Genomic DNA, 15183 nt, shown 5'->3' with positions numbered 1-15183 from the left:
CGCGCTGACCGGCCCGGCCGGCTCGAAGCGCGGCGCCATCCGCACGGTCGTCAGCACCTTCGCCCCGTGTTGCGCCTGACCGCGGCATCGGCCATCAAGAGGCGCGCCAGTCAGGAGAAGTCACGATGTCGCTCAGGATCGCCTTTCAGATGGACCCGATCGAGCGGGTCGACATCGATGCCGACAGCACCTTTCGTCTCGCAGAAGAGGCGCAGGCGCGCGGCCACGAGATCTGGATCCACGCCCCGGAGCGGCTGAGTTTCGTCGAGGGGAAGGCCGTCGCCCGGGCGCGCCGCGTGACCCTGCGCCGCGAGCGGGGAAACCATGTCACCGTGGAGGAGGAGAAGACGCTCGACCTCGCGGAGATGGACGTCATCTGGCTGCGGCAGGATCCGCCGTTCGACATGTTCTACATCACCACGACGCATCTGCTCGAAGCCGCGGGGACGGTGGTTTTGAACGACCCCTTCTGGGTGAGGAACTCGCCCGAGAAGCTGCTGGTCCTGAAGTTTCCCGACCTCATCCCGCCGACGGTGATCTCCCGCGATCTGGAGGTTCTGCGGGCCTTCAAGGAAGAGCACGGGGACATGATCCTCAAGCCGCTCTACGGCAACGGCGGCGCGGGCGTGTTCCGGCTGGGGCAGGAAGATCGCAACCTGTCGTCCCTCCACGAACTCTTCGCCAGCTTCAGCCGCGAGCCGCTGATCGCGCAGAAGTACCTGCCTGCGGTGACCAAGGGCGACAAGCGCGTCATCCTGATCGACGGTGAGGCCGCTGGCGCGATCAACCGTGTCCCGGCCGAGGGCGAGACACGCTCGAACATGCATGTGGGCGGCCGCGCCGAGAAATCGGAACTGACGGACCGGGATCGCGAGATCTGCGCCGCCATCGGTCCCACGCTGAAGGAGCGCGGCCAGCTTTTCGTCGGGATCGACGTGATCGGCGACTACCTTACCGAGATCAACGTCACATCGCCGACCGGTCTTCAGGAAATGGAGCGGTTCGACGGGGTCAACTATACCGCCCGGATCTGGGAGGCCGCCGAGGCCGCGGTTGCCGCGCGCGGCTGAGCAGGGGCGTCCATTCCGCCGATCGCGAGACGAAAGCCCACCGCTTCCGCGATGTGGATCCGGCTGACGCCGTCCGACCCGTCGAGATCGGCGATGGTTCTCGCCACCCGCAGGACACGGTGGTAACCGCGCGCCGAGAGGCCGAACCGCCCCGCGATCTGCGCCAGAAGCGCGCGCCCCGCCTCGTCGGGCGTCGCGATGCTGCCGAGCAGCTCCCCGTCCGCATCGGCATTCACCCGCACGCCGTCTATCCCGGCAAAGCGCGCGCTCTGAATGGATCGCGCTGCGCTCACCCGCGCGGCGACCTCCGCCGATCCGTCAGGGGGCGTCGGCAGGTCAAGATCGGCGTAGGCCACGGGCGGCACTTCCACGCGCAGATCGAAGCGGTCCATCAAGGGGCCGGAGATCCGGCTCATGTAATCCTCGCCGCAGGCCGGAGCCTTGGAGCAGGCCCTGCCCGGATCGCAGAGATAGCCGCAGCGGCAGGGATTCGCGGCGGCGACCAGCATGAAACCGCATGGGTAGCGCACGTGCGCATTGGCTCTCGCGACCACGACTTCGCCGGTCTCGACGGGCTGCCGCAAGGTTTCGAGGACGGCGCGGGAAAATTCCGGCATTATGGAGCAAACTCACCATATATGATGATGTAATACATTGATAGTGATGTTTCAGGCGAAACCTGCGCCTCATAAGAAGGCCACTTAGTAAACTCTCGACAAAAATGTTACTGCTTCGCCTCAGATGACTTAACGGAGCGCGTAGTGAACAGTGAATTGCGAAGGGTGCGGGATCGAACCGAAGCTGCTTGGCAGGAAGCCGTCAACGCCTTCGGAAAAAACGTCATAAGCTTCCACGAGCGCCCCGTTGCAGTTCGTCTTTGGTCCCGCACAATCGAAGAAGCCTACAGAAGTCAGTGGCTTACAGCCACCAGGAGCGATGATGCCGGGTGGGAGTGGCCCGAGATCAGCAATCGATACCGCAACGAACCTAAGGCTAGACAGTTTGCGATCATGGCAGATGACCGGCTTGCTGCACTGTGCTTTCTGTTAGCTTCGCGCCAACGGGTTCTTGTTAGGTTTCTTGAGGGTGATCCGCGGCAGGATTGCCCCTTGCGAGGCAAGAGGGCTCTACTTGCCCTTGATTTGGCCGCAACTTACGGGCAACGGTTGGGATGCCATGAAATCCATCTTGAACCTGTGAACGAACCCTTGGCGGAACTATATCGAGGGCGGTTCGGTTTTAAGGATGGAAAAGACGGAAACAAGAAACCTGTTCTTAAGCGAGGTCTGGCATGACCGTAATGATGAAAAAGGTTAAGAATCTAAGGCGTAGGATGTTTGGGCAGGAAGCGAAGGCTCCTGCCAAACCAGAAGTCCTTTACCAGCAGCCCAAGCCTATGGTGGGCCTGTATGCGCTTCTTTCTGCTGAGCAGAAGAAGTCTGCTGTCAAGTTCAACGAGTGTGAAGCGTTTGGTGACCCGGCGCTGAGTCGCTAGCCGTCAAAGCGCGAGCGACTCAGCGCCTATCGCATCCATACACATCATGAAGAAAGCCGCGGTGAAGCTGCCGCGGCTTATTTTGTTTGCAAGGTTCCGCTCGTTGTCTGGCGCGCCCATGTCAGTCAGGCGCGCGGCCAAGTCGCGGTAGGTCACGCCGCGGCGCTTCAGCTCAGCCTTGAGTATGTTCTTCGCCTTGTCCTCGTAGGATACGGCGCTCACGTCTTTGGGCATCGGGCTACCTCATAAAACATCATATACGATGATATAGCCCTTGTAAGCGATGATGTCATCCCTTACATACGGTGTAGAATATCACCGGATACGATGACATGGCACAGCACTTCCTCCTCTCCCCCGCCGCCAAGACCCTCTCATTGGTCAAGGTGATGCGCATGTCGGACGAAGAAGCGCGCGCCGCCTTTCGCAAGATCCGGTGGTCCGAAACGGATGGCGAACCGATCTGCCCCGAGTGCGGTTGCACCGAACACTACGACCTCAAAACCCGCCCCGTGTGGAAGTGCAAGGGCTGCGGAAAGCAGTTCAGCGTCACTAGCGGATGCATCTTCCATAGCCGCAAGCTGGCCGTCCGCGACATCCTGGCTGCAATCGCCGTGTTCATAAACGGTGCGAAGGGCTACAGCGCCCTCCAGCTTTCCCGTGACCTCTCCGTTGACTACAAAACCGCTTTCGTCCTGCTGCACAAGGTGCGCGAGGCCATAGAGCTTGCCCGTGAGGAGGGCGCTCTGTCCGGCGACGTCGAGGTCGATGGCGCCTACTTCGGCGGTTACGTGAAGCCTGCCAATGAGCGGAAGGATCGCAAGGACCGCCGCAAGCTGGTGAACCAGAACGGCAAGCGGCAGGTCGTCATCGCCCTCCGCCAGCGCGACGGCAGGACCGTCACGCGGATCGGAAAGAACGAGGCCGAAGGCGTTACAACGGTTGTTGATCGCGTCGATCGCGGCGCGACGGTCCATGCGGACGAGGCTTCCCATTGGGATCGGCTGGCCGCGCACTTCCCGATAAAGCGGATCAACCACAAAGAGGCCTACTCCAAGGACGGCGCCTGCACCAACCAAGCCGAGAGCTTCTTTAGCCGCCTGCGCCGCGCCGAGATTGGCACCCACCACCATATCGCGGGCCGCTACCTCCACGCCTACGCCGCCGAAATGGCGTGGCGGGAGGACATGAACCGGGTAGCTAACGGCACACAGTTTGCCATGGCTGCCGGGGCCGCTGCGGTTGCGCCCAAGTCTGAGGCGTGGTGCGGGTACTGGCAGCGTCGAGCCTGAGTAGCGCGATGTAGGTGATGATGCAGAACGTGACGCAGGGCTCTTGCAAGTGAGCTTTCGGAGTAATTGCACAAAATGCGTCGAAAATGCGTTCTCATATTGACGCGAATCGATTCATCTGATTATCTTGCTGAAATAGACAAAGCCCGCGATCCAAAGGATGCGGGCTTGTCCGGGGGTAGACTGTGGAGGTCTATGATCCCCCTCTAGATGTGAGGCTATGATGTCAGACCATACGGAAGCTGTCAAGCAGGCGAGAACGCTTGTATCTCGATCTGCGGTCAAACTTGCAGACTCCAACCCCGATCTAGCCGCCGAGAGGAGCGCCCTCGTAGAGGCTCTATCGGGCGTTTTGGATAGGATGTTAGAGCTCGAAGCGCTTACATCCGCTCTCCCGCCCGACCTGGGCAACATTCTCGACCTTCCCCCTGAGCTATTGTCGGAGCTTTCAGTCGGCAAAGGCGATGAGCTCGAAGATCAGCTTGTGACGGTGATCAATGCCTACGGCGGGGAGGCTACACTCGATCAGATTCTAGTCGGCCTCTATAGGCGGTTCGAAGTAGTTCATAAGCGCCGCTTCATACAGAATAAGCTCTACCGCATGGAGATGATCTGGGGCGTCGAAGGGAAAAAGGGCGTCTACACCACATCAAAGCCGGAAGAGGCAACGCCGGACGACCCCAGCGGCGGGGATAACAAGTTCACCCGCGGAGGGTACGGCGGCTACGGCGACGACCCAGAGGAAGTTCCCTTCTAGTGCACGGCGCTAGTGAGGGTAGGACGAAGCCAAAAGAAGGAGGATAATCTTGGAACCCATATGACGACCACCCTGACCTAATTGGAACTGGTACTTCCGTTTAGGTGAGCAGTCGCCACAAGGGCGGCGGGAGGCGGGACTTGAGGTTCCGTCTCCACCCTCAAACTGACCGGATTAAGGACAGCCAACAAGATACAGATGATTCATTTGGGGCATCTGGTCAAGCCTGACGTCCGGTCGCAGCATCTCGAAAGGTCTCAGATGCACGACTGCAAGGTGACGCCTGCCATGGCGTCCGTAATCAAACTGGCACGATCCAAAGGCGTCCCGTACTCGTGGATCACCGGCTACTATATGGGACTCAACTTCGGACGGGTTGCCGACATCCAAGACGGGCGTTTGTTCCCTGAGGTCCCGCCCGCCATGGCGTTGCCGCCCGACTTCCCGAAGTCGATCTAAGAACGTTGGAGGGCGGCTCACAGGCCGCCCTCTTTCAGTTTCCACAGCTTGTAGGGGCCGTTCTCACCGTGGTCCGTGGTCCAACCCGCGTCCTCGATAAGCCCTTGGTTCACGCAGCCCTTAATGCAGGCGCCGATCCGCTTGCGCAGTAGCGTCAACGTGGCCTCGTCGGCGGCAAGACCGCGATCTTCGGCCCATGCCTCCGTGATCTGGCGCGACGTGAGCGGGCCGGGTGCCTCGCGGAACTGGCCTAGAACGAACCGCTTCACGCTTCCCTTCGCGGCCCGATGCTTGGTCACGTACTCTTTTATCGCGTAGGTGTCAGACTGCGGATCGAAGAGGCGGATGGCCGCATCCAGGTGATCTATATCCACGGTCAGCTTCTTGATCTCGACCTTGTAGCGCTCGCGAAGGTCAGACAGTTCTTTGTGCTTAGCCACTAGGCCGGCAACTGTGTTCGGGCGTTGATAGGTAGGTTCATTGCTCATTCATGAGCTATACCACCATATACGATGATATGCATCACCTTATTTGGTGAGTTTGCTCCATAATGCCGGAAAATTCGGGGAGCTCGTCCAGAAAGAGGACGCCGTTATGGGCGAGGCTGATCTCCCCCGGTTTCGCGCCGCGCCCGCCGCCGACGATGGCGGCCATGGAGGCGGTGTGGTGCGGCTCGCGAAAGGGCCGGGCGCGGGAGAGGCCGCCCTTGTCGAGAAGCCCGGCGAGGGAGTGAATCATCGAGGTCTCCAGCGCCTCGGCCGGGCTCAGCGGAGGCAGGATGGAGCCGATGCGGGCGGCCAGCATGGACTTGCCCGAGCCGGGCGTGCCGACCATCAGGAGATGATGGCGTCCGGCGGCCGCGATCTCGAGGGCACGCTTGGCCCGTTCCTGACCCTTCACGTCCCGCAGATCCTTCGCGCCCGGATCGCCCGTCACTTCGCCGGGGGGTGCGGGCCGCAGGACCGTCTGCGCGGTCAGGTGCCGCACGGTCTCGCCGAGAGACGCAGGAGCGATAACCTCGGCCGCGGCGACCCATGCCGCCTCCGCGCCGCAATCCTTGGGGCAGATCAGCCGACGTTCGGCTTCCGCGGCGGCGATGGCCGCCGGCAGGGCGCCGCGAACGGGCACGAGTGCGCCGGCAAGGGAAAGCTCTCCGAGCGAGGTCGTCCGCTCCACCTCGTCGACCGGCAGGATCTCCATCGCGGCGAGGACGGCGAGGGCGATCGGCAGGTCGAAATGGGAGCCTTTCTTCGGCATGTCGGCGGGGGAGAGGTTGAGCGTGATCTTCTTCGGCGGCAGCGCGATGGCGAGGTCGGACAATGCGGCGCGGACCCGCTCTCGCGCTTCGGAAACCGCCTTGTCAGGCAGGCCGACGATCGTGAACGCTGGAATCCCAGGTGCGATGGCGCACTGCACCTCGACTTCCCGCGCCTCGATCCCCTCGAAGGCCACCGTGTAGGTGCGCGCCACCATTGTCCCATCACTCCGCCATGCACCCTCGGGGGTAATCGGATCGTAGTTAAGAAGTGGTTACGCGCTCGGAGGGGCCGGTCCCGAGCGAGATACTCCCCGCAGTAGCGTTCCAGCGTTTCCCCGGCGATGAGCTCGGCCTCGTGCCCTCTGAAGGTCGTCGGCTCGGGACACTTCCGTCAAGGCGCCAAGGGGCTTCGGCAGGCGCGGCCTGTCCCGAAAGAAATCTGTTGAGATCGGGATGGCGCGCGCTAAATCGATCCATGCGGTAAAAGTTTGGAACCAATCCAGATCTCGCGCCGTTCGTCTCCTGAAATCATGGGAGACCGAAATGTTCGCAACGCTGTCTTCAAGCCGGGTCGACACTCGGCGGGCGCATCGCCCGACAGCCGAACGGTTTCTCTCCCCATTCTCTCGAATGAACATCATCGCGCGGGCGGTTCAGCGCCTTCGCTCTGCGCGCCACGTATCGGCATTTCGAACTGCGATCCGCAAGGCCACCGGTTTCCGGGCGGCTGACCTTGTCGGGTGCATCAACGGTCAAGAATGGCCCGCATAGACGGGCAGAGACAGGGGTATTGAAGATGGCTTTGGACGGTTCCTACGATCATTCGCTTTCCCGGCGCGCCATGCAGGCCGAGCTTCTGGACGCCGAGACCGAGCTTACTCTTGCCTATGCGTGGCGCGACAATCGCGACGAGCGCGCTCTGCACAGGCTCATCACGGCCTATATGCGCCTCGCGATCTCCATGGCGGCGAAGTTCAAGCGCTACGGCGCACCGATGAACGATCTTATCCAGGAAGCGAGCCTCGGCCTCATGAAGGCGGCCGACAAGTTCGACCCCGATCGCGGTGTCCGCTTCTCGACCTACGCGGTGTGGTGGATCAAGGCGTCGATCCAGGATTACGTGATGCGCAACTGGTCCATGGTCAGGACCGGGTCGACCTCCAGCCAGAAGTCTCTCTTCTTCAACATGCGCCGGGTGCAGGCCCGTCTCGAGCGCGAGGCAGCGGCCTCCGGGGAGCAGCTCGACGGGCACCAGCTTCGCCAGATGATCGCGACCGAGGTCGGCGTTCCTCTCCATGACGTCGAGATGATGGAAGGTCGCCTGTCGGGGTCCGACTACTCGCTGAACGCGACGCAATCGTCGGCTGACGAGGGGCGGGAGTGGATCGAGACGCTGGAGGACGGCAGCGATCAGGCCTCCGAGTCCGTCGCCCGCGACAAGGACATCGACACGCTTCGCGGCTGGCTGGTCTCTGCCCTCGGCGATCTGAACGAGAGAGAGCGTTTCATCGTCCGCGAGCGCAAGCTGCGGGATGCCCCGCGCACGCTCGAGAGCCTTGGCGACGAGCTCGGTCTGTCGAAGGAGCGTGTGCGCCAGCTCGAGGCAGCAGCCTTCGGCAAGATGCGCAAGACGCTGGAAGGTCAGTCCCGCGAGGTTCACGACTTCTTCGCCTGATCCCGTAAGCGATTGATTTCGTGTGGGCCGCCCCGGTGGGGCGGCCTTTTTCGTTTGAAGGGTTCAGCGGGTCCGGCGGCCCTCTTCCTGACATGGGGCGCGCGGGGCGACTGGGGGGGCCGTGCTGGCCTTCCGGGGTGAGAAGCTGGCTGTGCTCACGCTTGTTGCGGCGGTCACCGCATGGTCATGCCGATCTGACGGCGAAGCGTCTGCCCGACGTGCCCGGTTGCCCTCTTTCGCCGGGGCGGTCTCAGTCGACCCAGGCGAGGTCCGGACGGACGGAGGCGCAGTAGGTTCCCGCCGCCTCCTGCGCTTCACGGACGACTTCGCGGATGAGATCGCTTCGCGTCGCGGTCTGGAAGCTCGCGAGGATGGGCATGGCCGGAAAACGCTTGGAGACAGCCAGCGGGTAGAGGGCGCCCGAATGCAGCTCCCGACCGATGGTGACGGCGGGAACGGCGCCGACGCCGAACCCGTCCATCATCATCGAGATGATCGCGTAGAGCGAATTGCAGCTCGTCAGCTTCGAGGCCAGCGCGTGTTCGTCGTGGAAGTACGGCGCGATCATCTCGTAGGGCGGAGACCCTTCCGGGAAGGAGATGATCGGCAATTTCGCCAGATCGCTCACCGTGTAGGTGCGGTCCGGGTCGATCAGTCGTGCGGAGCCGGCCCATGTCATCTGGAAAACGCAGGCGCTGTAGCTGCGAAAGCTCTCCCCGAGGACCGGACGCAGGCAGAAGATCAGGTCGAACTCGCCCTTCTCCATCCCCGACGTGAGGGCCTTCGTCGTGTCCACCGTCAGTTCCACCGGCAGGTCGGGGAACCTCATGTGGAGCGCGTCGACCAGCGCCCGCATCCAGGTGGAGGACACCGAATCGATGGCGCCAATACGGATGGGCTCGGAGAGGGCGGGACCGCCGGACAGCGTCTCCCGCAGATCGTCGACATCATCGAGAATCTTCTCGAAGCGGCGCAGGGTTTCCTGCCCCTCGGCGGTCAGCGCGAAGCGTCCCTCGCCCCGCTCGACGAGGCGGTGGCCGAGATCCCGCTCGATTCCGGCCAGCCGTGCGGAGATCGCGGGCTGTGTGGTGTTCATCTCCGTCGCGGTGCGCCCGAAATGCCGGTTGCGCGCAAGGACGACGAAGCTGCGCAGGTCGATCAATCGCATGGAGTGGCGGCCCGATCAGCCGGCAAGAAGCACGTGGCGCGCTTGGGTGTAGTCGAGGAGGGACTGCATCGACAGGTCCGATCCGTACCCGGAATTCTTCATGCCGCCATGGGGCATTTCCGTGGCGAAGACGCCGTGCGTGTTGATCCAGGTGACGCCGTATTCGAGCCGGTCCGCGATCTGCATCGCCGCCGCGCCGTCCCGCGACCAGACGGAGGAGGCGAGCCCGTACTCGGAGGCGTTGGCCCAGCGGAGCGCCTCGTCCGGTTCCGAGAACGGCGTGACGGTGACGACGGGACCGAAGACTTCCTTCTGGACGATTTCGGCATCGATCGGCGCGCGCACCAGTGTCGGCTCGAAGAAATAGCCGTTGCCGTCCGGGGCGTTGCCGCCGACGACGATCTCGGCGCCGCCCTCGCGGGCGCGGGAGACGAAGCCGTCGATCCGGTCGCGCTGAGCAGCGGAGATCACGGGGCCGAACTCGACGCCCTCGTCGTTCGGCGCCCCCCAGGTGATGTCCTTCACCATCGCTTCGAGCTTGGCGGTCAGCTCGTCCGCGATGGCGGCATCGGCGAGGACGCGGCAGGCCGCCGTGCAATCCTGACCCGCATTGTAGAAGGAGGCCTCCCGCAGCGTGGAGGCGACGGCGTCCAGGTCCGCGTCCTTCATGACGATGACAGGGGCCTTGCCGCCGAGCTCCAGATGCGTGCGCTTGATCACGTTCGCAGCGGCGGAGCGCAGGACGGCGCGGCCGGTCCGCACGTCCCCGGTCAGGGAAATCATCCGCACGAGGTCGTGCTCGATCAGCTTGCGGCCAACCGCCTCGCCGCCGCCGCAGAGGATGTTCACCACGCCTTTGGGCAGAACGTCGCTGAGGATCCGGCCAAGGGCGAGAAGGCTGAGCGGGGTGTTCTCGGACGGCTTGATGACCACGGTGTTGCCCGCCGCGAGGGCAGGGGCGAGCTTCCAGGCGGCCATCAGGAGCGGGTAGTTCCAGGGCGCGATGGAGGCGATGACGCCGATCGGATCGCGCCGGAGCATGGAGGTCATTCCGGGGGCGCGGTAGCCGTTCGCGGCGACGCCGGGGATGTTCCGCGCGGCGGTGGCGAAGTAGCGGAAGACGTCAGTCACGTTCGGGATCTCGCCGCCGGCGACGAACCGCGCGACCTTGCCGGCATTCAGGGACTCGAGCGCGGCGAGACTCTCGGCCTCCGCGTCGATCCGGTCCGCGATGGTCCAGAGCAGGCGGGAGCGCTCCTTCGGCGTCGTGCGGCGCCAGTCCTGGAAGGCACGGTGGGCGGCCTGGACGGCGTGGTCGATCTGGTCGGGCGCGGCAGAGCCGACTTCGGCGATCACCTCGCCCCTCGAAGGATCGCGCGCGGCCTCCGGCGCGGCACTTCCGTCCACGTAGTCACCATCGATCAGCAGTCGGGTCTCGAAGTCGCTCATGTCAGGTGTCCTTGGAGGTCTTGTCGGTCTCAGGGGGGAGAATGCGGATGCGGTCCGGGTCGAACTCAAGGCCGACCCTGGAGCCCACCTCATGCGTCGGCGTCGTACCGGTCAGAACACGGAGCTCCTGCCCGGCGAGGCGGAGTATATAGCGGCTCCGCGCGCCGAGATAGACACGTGTCGCGACCTCGGCGGTCAAACGCGCGTCGCCTTCATCGGACAGGGTGATGTCCTCCTGCCGCAGCGCGAGGGTGCAGGCCCCTTCGGCGGTGTCTGCAGGCAGCGCGATGGTCTGCCCGTCCTCGAGTTCGGCGATGGCTGTCCCGCCGCTGTGGCGGACGGTCGCCGGCAGGAGGTTCGACGCGCCGAGGAAAGAGGAGGCGAACGGTGTGGCAGGGTTCGAATAGATCTCGTCCGGCGCGCCTTCCTGCTCCACCTTCCCCTTGTTCAGAAGGACGATGCGATCCGACAGGGACAGCGCCTCCTCCTGATCATGGGTGACGAAGATCGTCGTCAGACCGAGCCGGCGGTGAATCTCGATCAGTTCGACCTGCATGTCCTCCCGGAGCCGCGCGTCGAGGTTCGACAGCGGCTCGTCGAGCAGAAGGACCTTGGGCTTGGAGACGATGGCGCGCGCGAGCGCGATCCGCTGCTGCTGACCGCCCGAGAGCTGCGAGATCTTGCGCTCAGCGAGATGCCCGAGCTGCACCGTCTCCAGCGCTTCGGCGACCCTCTCGCGCTGCTCCGCCTTCGTTCCGATCCCGCGCATCCGGAGGGGAAAGCGGACGTTCTCGCCGACGCTCAGGTGCGGCAGGAGAGCGTAGGACTGGAACATCATCGCGATATCCCGCTTCTCGGGCGGCAGTCCGGTCACGTCCTGACCGCCAAGCTCCACACGCCCCTCCGTCGCGCCCTCGAGCCCGGCGACGATCCTCAGAAGCGTGGTCTTGCCGCAGCCCGAGGCGCCGAGAAGGCTGATGAACTCGCCGGAGGCGATGTCCAGCGAGATGCCGTGCAGCACTTCGACGGAGCCGAAGGATTTCTTGATCTGGTGTAGTCTGACGTCTGCCATATCGGATCAGGAACTCGCGAATCTCTGCACGCCGAGCATGCGGTCGATGATGAGGATGAGGCCGACCGTCAGGGCGATCATGATCGTGGAGACGGCGGCCACGGAGGGGTCGGGGCTGAATTCGAGCTGGCCGTAGATCTGCACCGGAAGGGTGGTGAGGCCCGGTTTGCGTAGGAACAGCGAGACGACCGCCTCGTCGAAGGAGATGTTGAAGGCGAAGAAGGCGCCGGCGGCGAGGCCCGGAAGGCATTGCGGCACCACCACGAGCCAGAGCCGCTGGAAGCGGTTCGCCCCCATCGTCTGCGCGGCTTCCTCGAGGAACGGATCGCTCTCCGACAGCACCGCCAGCGTCGTGCGCACGACGTAGGGAATGGTGATCACGGTGTGGCCGATCCAGATCGTGACGATGGTGACGGGGCCGAAGATCGCGCTCCACAGCATCAGCATCCCGATGGCATAGATGATCGTCGGCAGGACGAGGGGCGAGAGGAAGAACGTCGCGAGGACGCCGGAGCCGGGCAGGGCGCGGCGGTTGATCGCGATGGCCGCCGCACCGCCGCAGAGAGTGGAGGTTAGCGTCACGAGAAGCGCCACCCGGAAGGAGATCCATGCCGCGCCGAGGTACGAATCCGACGACAGGACCTCCCTGTACCACCGCAGGGACAGGCCGTCCGGCGGGAAGGAGATGAACTGGCTCTCGGACACAGATACCCCGATCACGACGACGAGCGGCGCGAGGAGGAACAGGCCGGTGGCGAGGACGAAGATCCACGCGGCAATGCGAACGGGCCGGGAGATTGCGCCGACCATCAGCGCGTCCCCCCGCCGAGACGTGCATAGGGCACGAGGATGAGCAGGACTCCGACGAAGAGGATCACCGCCTGCGCCGCGGCGAAGGGCCAGTCGAGCGTCTGCGTCACCGAGCGGTAGATCGAGGCGGCGAGGACCTGGATCCGGGAGCCGCCGAGAAGGTTCGGGGTGACGAAGGAGCTGGCCGACAGGGTGAAGCACAGAAGCGAGCCCGCCACGATGCCGGGCAGCGCGAGCGGCAGGACCACGGTCCGCAGCGTCGCACCGAAGCCGCATCCCATCGTCCGCGCGGCTTCCTCGAGGCGGGTGTCGATCCGGGAGACGACGCCGAGGATGGAGAGGGTCATGAAGGGCAGCAGAACCTGGACCATGCCGATGACGATGGCGCTCTCCGTCTGCATGATGGAGAAATTGCGCCCGGCGAGGCCGAGGGAGCGCAGGATGTCGGGGACGAGGCCCGAGCGCCCCAGGAGCACCATCCAGCCGAACGTGCGCACGACGACCGAGGTCATCAGCGGCAGGATCACGAGGACGATCAGCCACAGGCGCATGCGGGGGCCGATGCGCGCCATGATGTAGGCGAGCGGAAAGCCGATCAGGGCGCAGATCGCGGTGATCAAGAGCGAGAGCCGCACCGTCCGCCAGAGCACGCCGAGGTAATAGGGATCGCCGAGGAAGCGGGTGAAGTTCGCAAGCGTCAGTCCCTCCTCCCCCTGCACCGACAGGAGCAGCATCTGGGCGATGGGCACGAAGAAGGCCACGGCGAGCAGCAGCAGGCCGGGCAGGGCGAGGATCAGGTTCTCCGCACGGTCGCTCAAGAGATCTCTCCGGGAGGGGACGGCAGCGAGGGACTGCGCCGGGCCCGAACGGGGGCCCGACGCGTTGTATGCCGGTCGCGACTTAGCGCGCGATGGTGCGGTTCCACTGGTCGACCCAGTCGGAGCGGTTTTCCTCGATCTTGACCGGATCGAAGCGGATCAGCCCTTCGACGGCCTCGGCGCCCAGGACGACGTCGGCGGCGACGTCATCGGCCAGCTCGACGGTGCTGTTGGTCGGGGAGTAACGCAGCGCCTCGGCGAAGCATGCCTGCGCCTCGGCGGAGATCGTCCGGTCGATGAACTGCGTCGCCAGCTCCTGGTTGTCCCGTCCGGCCACGAGGTTCGCCGTGATGAAGCTCGCGGGCGTGCCTTCCTCGCCCTGCACGAAGCGTGCGGGCAGGCCGGCGCTGGACAGGGTGTAGGCGTAGTCGGACGCGTAGGGCGCGATCCAGGCATCGTTCTGCGCGAACTCCTGCTGGATCTCCGGCGAGGTCGAGACGACGAAGGCTCCGTTCTCGAGCAGCTGCGACACCGCGTCGAGGCCGGGCTGGATATCGTCGAGCGAGCCGCCCTGAACCTGGTTCAGCATCAGGAAGCCGAGCATCCCGTAGCCGTTCGAGATATCCGTGAGGACGATGTGGTCGGCATAGGTGCCGTCCATCAGGTCTGCCCAGGCGGCGGGCGTCTCGGGGGCGGTCTCCTCGTTGTAGACGAGGCCGATGGCCGCGATCGAGTAGGCAGGGCCTTCTCCGCCTTCGAGGTTGGTCTTGGCGAAGTCATAGAGGTCGCCGGCATTCTCGAGCGCGGCGGGGTCGATCGGGGCCAGAAGCCCTTCCTCGGCGCCGACGATTTCCTGACCGCCCGAGAAGTGGATGACGTCGAATTGCGGGGCACTGGCCTGGGCGCGGAGCTGCGCGAAGGCGTCGGCCGAATAGGCGGTGACGATCTGCACCGTGGCGCCGGTGGCCTCCTCGAAGGGCGTGATCACGCATTCGCGGTGCGCTTCTTCATAGGCGCCGCCGAAGGAGTTGATCGTCAGCGTCTGCCCTTGGGCGAAGGCGCCGCCGGCGCTGACCGCGAGGCCCGCAAGGGCGAGGGTGGAAGTCATGGTCTTCATGTCGCGTCTCCCTGAAAGAGAATGGTGAACGAAGTGGCGGGCCGCTGTCACGCGGCCCTGCCGTATCACTTCAGCCGGCCGATCTCGACGGTCTTGATGCCGTCCTTGCGGATCGCCTTGCACTGCTCGGCAACGGCGTCGAGCCCCTCGGTCATGCGACCGAAATAGGAGCAGGAAATCCAGCCGGTGGGCCCGAACGTGCGGCCGCCATGGGCGTAGAACATGCCGATCTCCCAGAACTCGTCGGGGTCGATCTTGAAGAAGTTCTTCGGCTGATAGAACCACAACATGTCGCCGGCTTCGGGCTGGATCGTCTGGTTCTCGGGCGGCAGGGCGCGGGGATCGAATGTCCGCGCCTCCTCCGGCAGTCCCATCATGATCTCGGGGCCGGAGAAGATCGCGTGGCTGGCCGGCACGGTGATGGGCGATTCGAGAGCCCCCCACAGCGCGGCGCAGGTTTCCGGAGCCGTCTCCCAATAAAGAGTGATGATGCCGCTGACATCGGTGTCCGTGAAGGTGAGGTAGAGCTGCCTGTCTGCCATGAATGCCGCCTGGTTTGAGTAATAGCTGCCATGTTTGCGTCTGACGTCGGTGCTGTCCAATGGGAAACACGCATGAAATTGATAAAAAAAACATATCGGATGTCGCGACATGCAATAAGTTTTGCGAAATGACATGAAACAACCTAAAGGAGAGCAATCTATAGTTGCAAAATGAAAAAGCCAAAATACCCTGAGCAAAGT

At 64.0% G+C, this 15183-nt stretch carries 16 protein-coding genes and 2 pseudogenes; 7 read left to right on the top strand and 11 right to left on the bottom strand.

From position 1 onward, the window contains the following. The first annotated feature begins 125 nt into the window (after positions 1-125). Entirely contained in the window at positions 126-1070 is a 945-nt protein-coding gene (gene gshB / locus DQG15_RS04875; protein WP_116083190.1) for a glutathione synthase, read from the top strand. On the opposite strand, the pseudogene DQG15_RS04870 reads toward gshB, so the two are convergent. After that, positions 1016-1684: pseudogene (locus DQG15_RS04870) on the bottom strand (ATP-binding protein); the annotation flags it as partial. The gene gshB and the pseudogene DQG15_RS04870 sit on opposite strands and share 55 nt — an antisense overlap. Positions 1685-1831: 147 nt before the next feature. On the opposite strand from DQG15_RS04870, the gene DQG15_RS18085 reads away from it, so the two are divergent. Next, complete coding sequence (locus DQG15_RS18085; protein WP_157968894.1) at positions 1832-2365, top strand: hypothetical protein; 534 nt, start codon at positions 1832-1834, stop codon at positions 2363-2365. Then, positions 2362-2565 (top strand): hypothetical protein, encoded by a 204-nt coding sequence (locus tag DQG15_RS04865; protein ID WP_116083186.1) that lies wholly within the window; start codon positions 2362-2364, stop codon positions 2563-2565. The genes DQG15_RS18085 and DQG15_RS04865 overlap by 4 nt, the downstream gene beginning before the upstream one ends. A 3-nt stretch (positions 2566-2568) precedes the next feature. Here DQG15_RS04865 and DQG15_RS04860 read toward each other — a convergent pair whose 3' ends face one another. After that, positions 2569-2799 carry a DUF6471 domain-containing protein gene (locus tag DQG15_RS04860; protein ID WP_116083185.1) on the bottom strand — a complete coding sequence of 77 codons (231 nt, stop codon included), beginning with the start codon at positions 2797-2799 and terminating at the stop codon, positions 2569-2571. A gap of 98 nt (positions 2800-2897) precedes the next feature. Between DQG15_RS04860 and DQG15_RS04855 the strand changes: the two genes are divergently transcribed. The 3 genes from DQG15_RS04855 (at position 2898) to DQG15_RS18525 (ending at position 5073) form a co-directional block, all read left to right on the top strand. Continuing rightward, complete coding sequence (locus DQG15_RS04855) at positions 2898-3857, top strand: IS1595 family transposase (protein ID WP_116083183.1); 960 nt, start codon at positions 2898-2900, stop codon at positions 3855-3857. 223 nt (positions 3858-4080) lie between these two features. Beyond that, a complete protein-coding gene (locus DQG15_RS04850) occupies positions 4081-4614 on the top strand; it encodes a hypothetical protein (protein WP_157968893.1) in 534 nt (177 codons plus the stop codon). Between the two features lie 261 nt (positions 4615-4875). Continuing rightward, positions 4876-5073, top strand: coding sequence for a hypothetical protein (locus DQG15_RS18525; protein ID WP_116083752.1), 198 nt, complete (start codon positions 4876-4878; stop codon positions 5071-5073). 17 nt (positions 5074-5090) lie between these two features. On the opposite strand, the gene DQG15_RS04840 is transcribed toward DQG15_RS18525, so the two are convergent. Next, entirely contained in the window at positions 5091-5561 is a 471-nt protein-coding gene (locus DQG15_RS04840; RefSeq protein ID WP_116083180.1) for a hypothetical protein, read from the bottom strand. 49 nt (positions 5562-5610) lie between these two features. Beyond that, positions 5611-6546 (bottom strand): annotated as a pseudogene (locus DQG15_RS04835) (YifB family Mg chelatase-like AAA ATPase); the annotation flags it as partial. A gap of 581 nt (positions 6547-7127) precedes the next feature. Here DQG15_RS04835 and DQG15_RS04830 point away from each other — a divergent pair. Continuing rightward, positions 7128-8006, top strand: a complete 879-nt coding sequence (locus tag DQG15_RS04830; protein ID WP_116083750.1) for an RNA polymerase factor sigma-32 — start codon at positions 7128-7130, stop codon at positions 8004-8006. A 250-nt stretch (positions 8007-8256) separates the two neighbouring features. On the opposite strand, the gene DQG15_RS04825 is transcribed toward DQG15_RS04830, so the two are convergent. The 7 genes from DQG15_RS04825 to DQG15_RS04795 all read right to left on the bottom strand — a co-directional run bounded on the left by DQG15_RS04825 (position 8257) and on the right by DQG15_RS04795 (position 14982). Next, positions 8257-9174 carry a LysR family transcriptional regulator gene (locus DQG15_RS04825; RefSeq protein WP_116083176.1) on the bottom strand — a complete coding sequence of 306 codons (918 nt, stop codon included), beginning with the start codon at positions 9172-9174 and terminating at the stop codon, positions 8257-8259. Positions 9175-9189: 15 nt separating this feature from the next. Beyond that, the gene (locus DQG15_RS04820) at positions 9190-10623 is read right to left on the bottom strand and encodes an aminobutyraldehyde dehydrogenase (RefSeq protein ID WP_116083174.1); all 1434 of its coding nucleotides are present in this window, start codon (positions 10621-10623) and stop codon (positions 9190-9192) included. A gap of 1 nt (position 10624) precedes the next feature. Continuing rightward, positions 10625-11695 (bottom strand): ABC transporter ATP-binding protein, encoded by a 1071-nt coding sequence (locus DQG15_RS04815; RefSeq protein WP_116083173.1) that lies wholly within the window; start codon positions 11693-11695, stop codon positions 10625-10627. A gap of 6 nt (positions 11696-11701) precedes the next feature. Beyond that, a complete protein-coding gene (locus tag DQG15_RS04810) occupies positions 11702-12505 on the bottom strand; it encodes an ABC transporter permease (RefSeq protein WP_116083171.1) in 804 nt (267 codons plus the stop codon). After that, on the bottom strand, positions 12505-13323 hold the full coding sequence (locus DQG15_RS04805) for an ABC transporter permease (protein WP_116083169.1): 819 nt from the start codon (positions 13321-13323) through the stop codon (positions 12505-12507). The genes DQG15_RS04810 and DQG15_RS04805 overlap by 1 nt, the downstream gene beginning before the upstream one ends. An 82-nt stretch (positions 13324-13405) precedes the next feature. Beyond that, a complete protein-coding gene (locus tag DQG15_RS04800; RefSeq protein WP_116083168.1) occupies positions 13406-14440 on the bottom strand; it encodes an ABC transporter substrate-binding protein in 1035 nt (344 codons plus the stop codon). A 65-nt stretch (positions 14441-14505) separates the two neighbouring features. Next, a complete protein-coding gene (locus DQG15_RS04795) occupies positions 14506-14982 on the bottom strand; it encodes a DUF3830 family protein (RefSeq protein WP_116083166.1) in 477 nt (158 codons plus the stop codon). Positions 14983-15183: the final 201 nt, after the last annotated feature.

It is taken from the genome of Tropicimonas sp. IMCC34011 (assembly GCF_003390865.1).
In the GTDB taxonomy this organism is placed as follows: Bacteria; Pseudomonadota; Alphaproteobacteria; order Rhodobacterales; family Rhodobacteraceae; genus Tropicimonas_B.
Note: the sequence above shows the minus strand (reverse complement) of the source record. Positions and strands in the feature narration are given on the sequence as shown.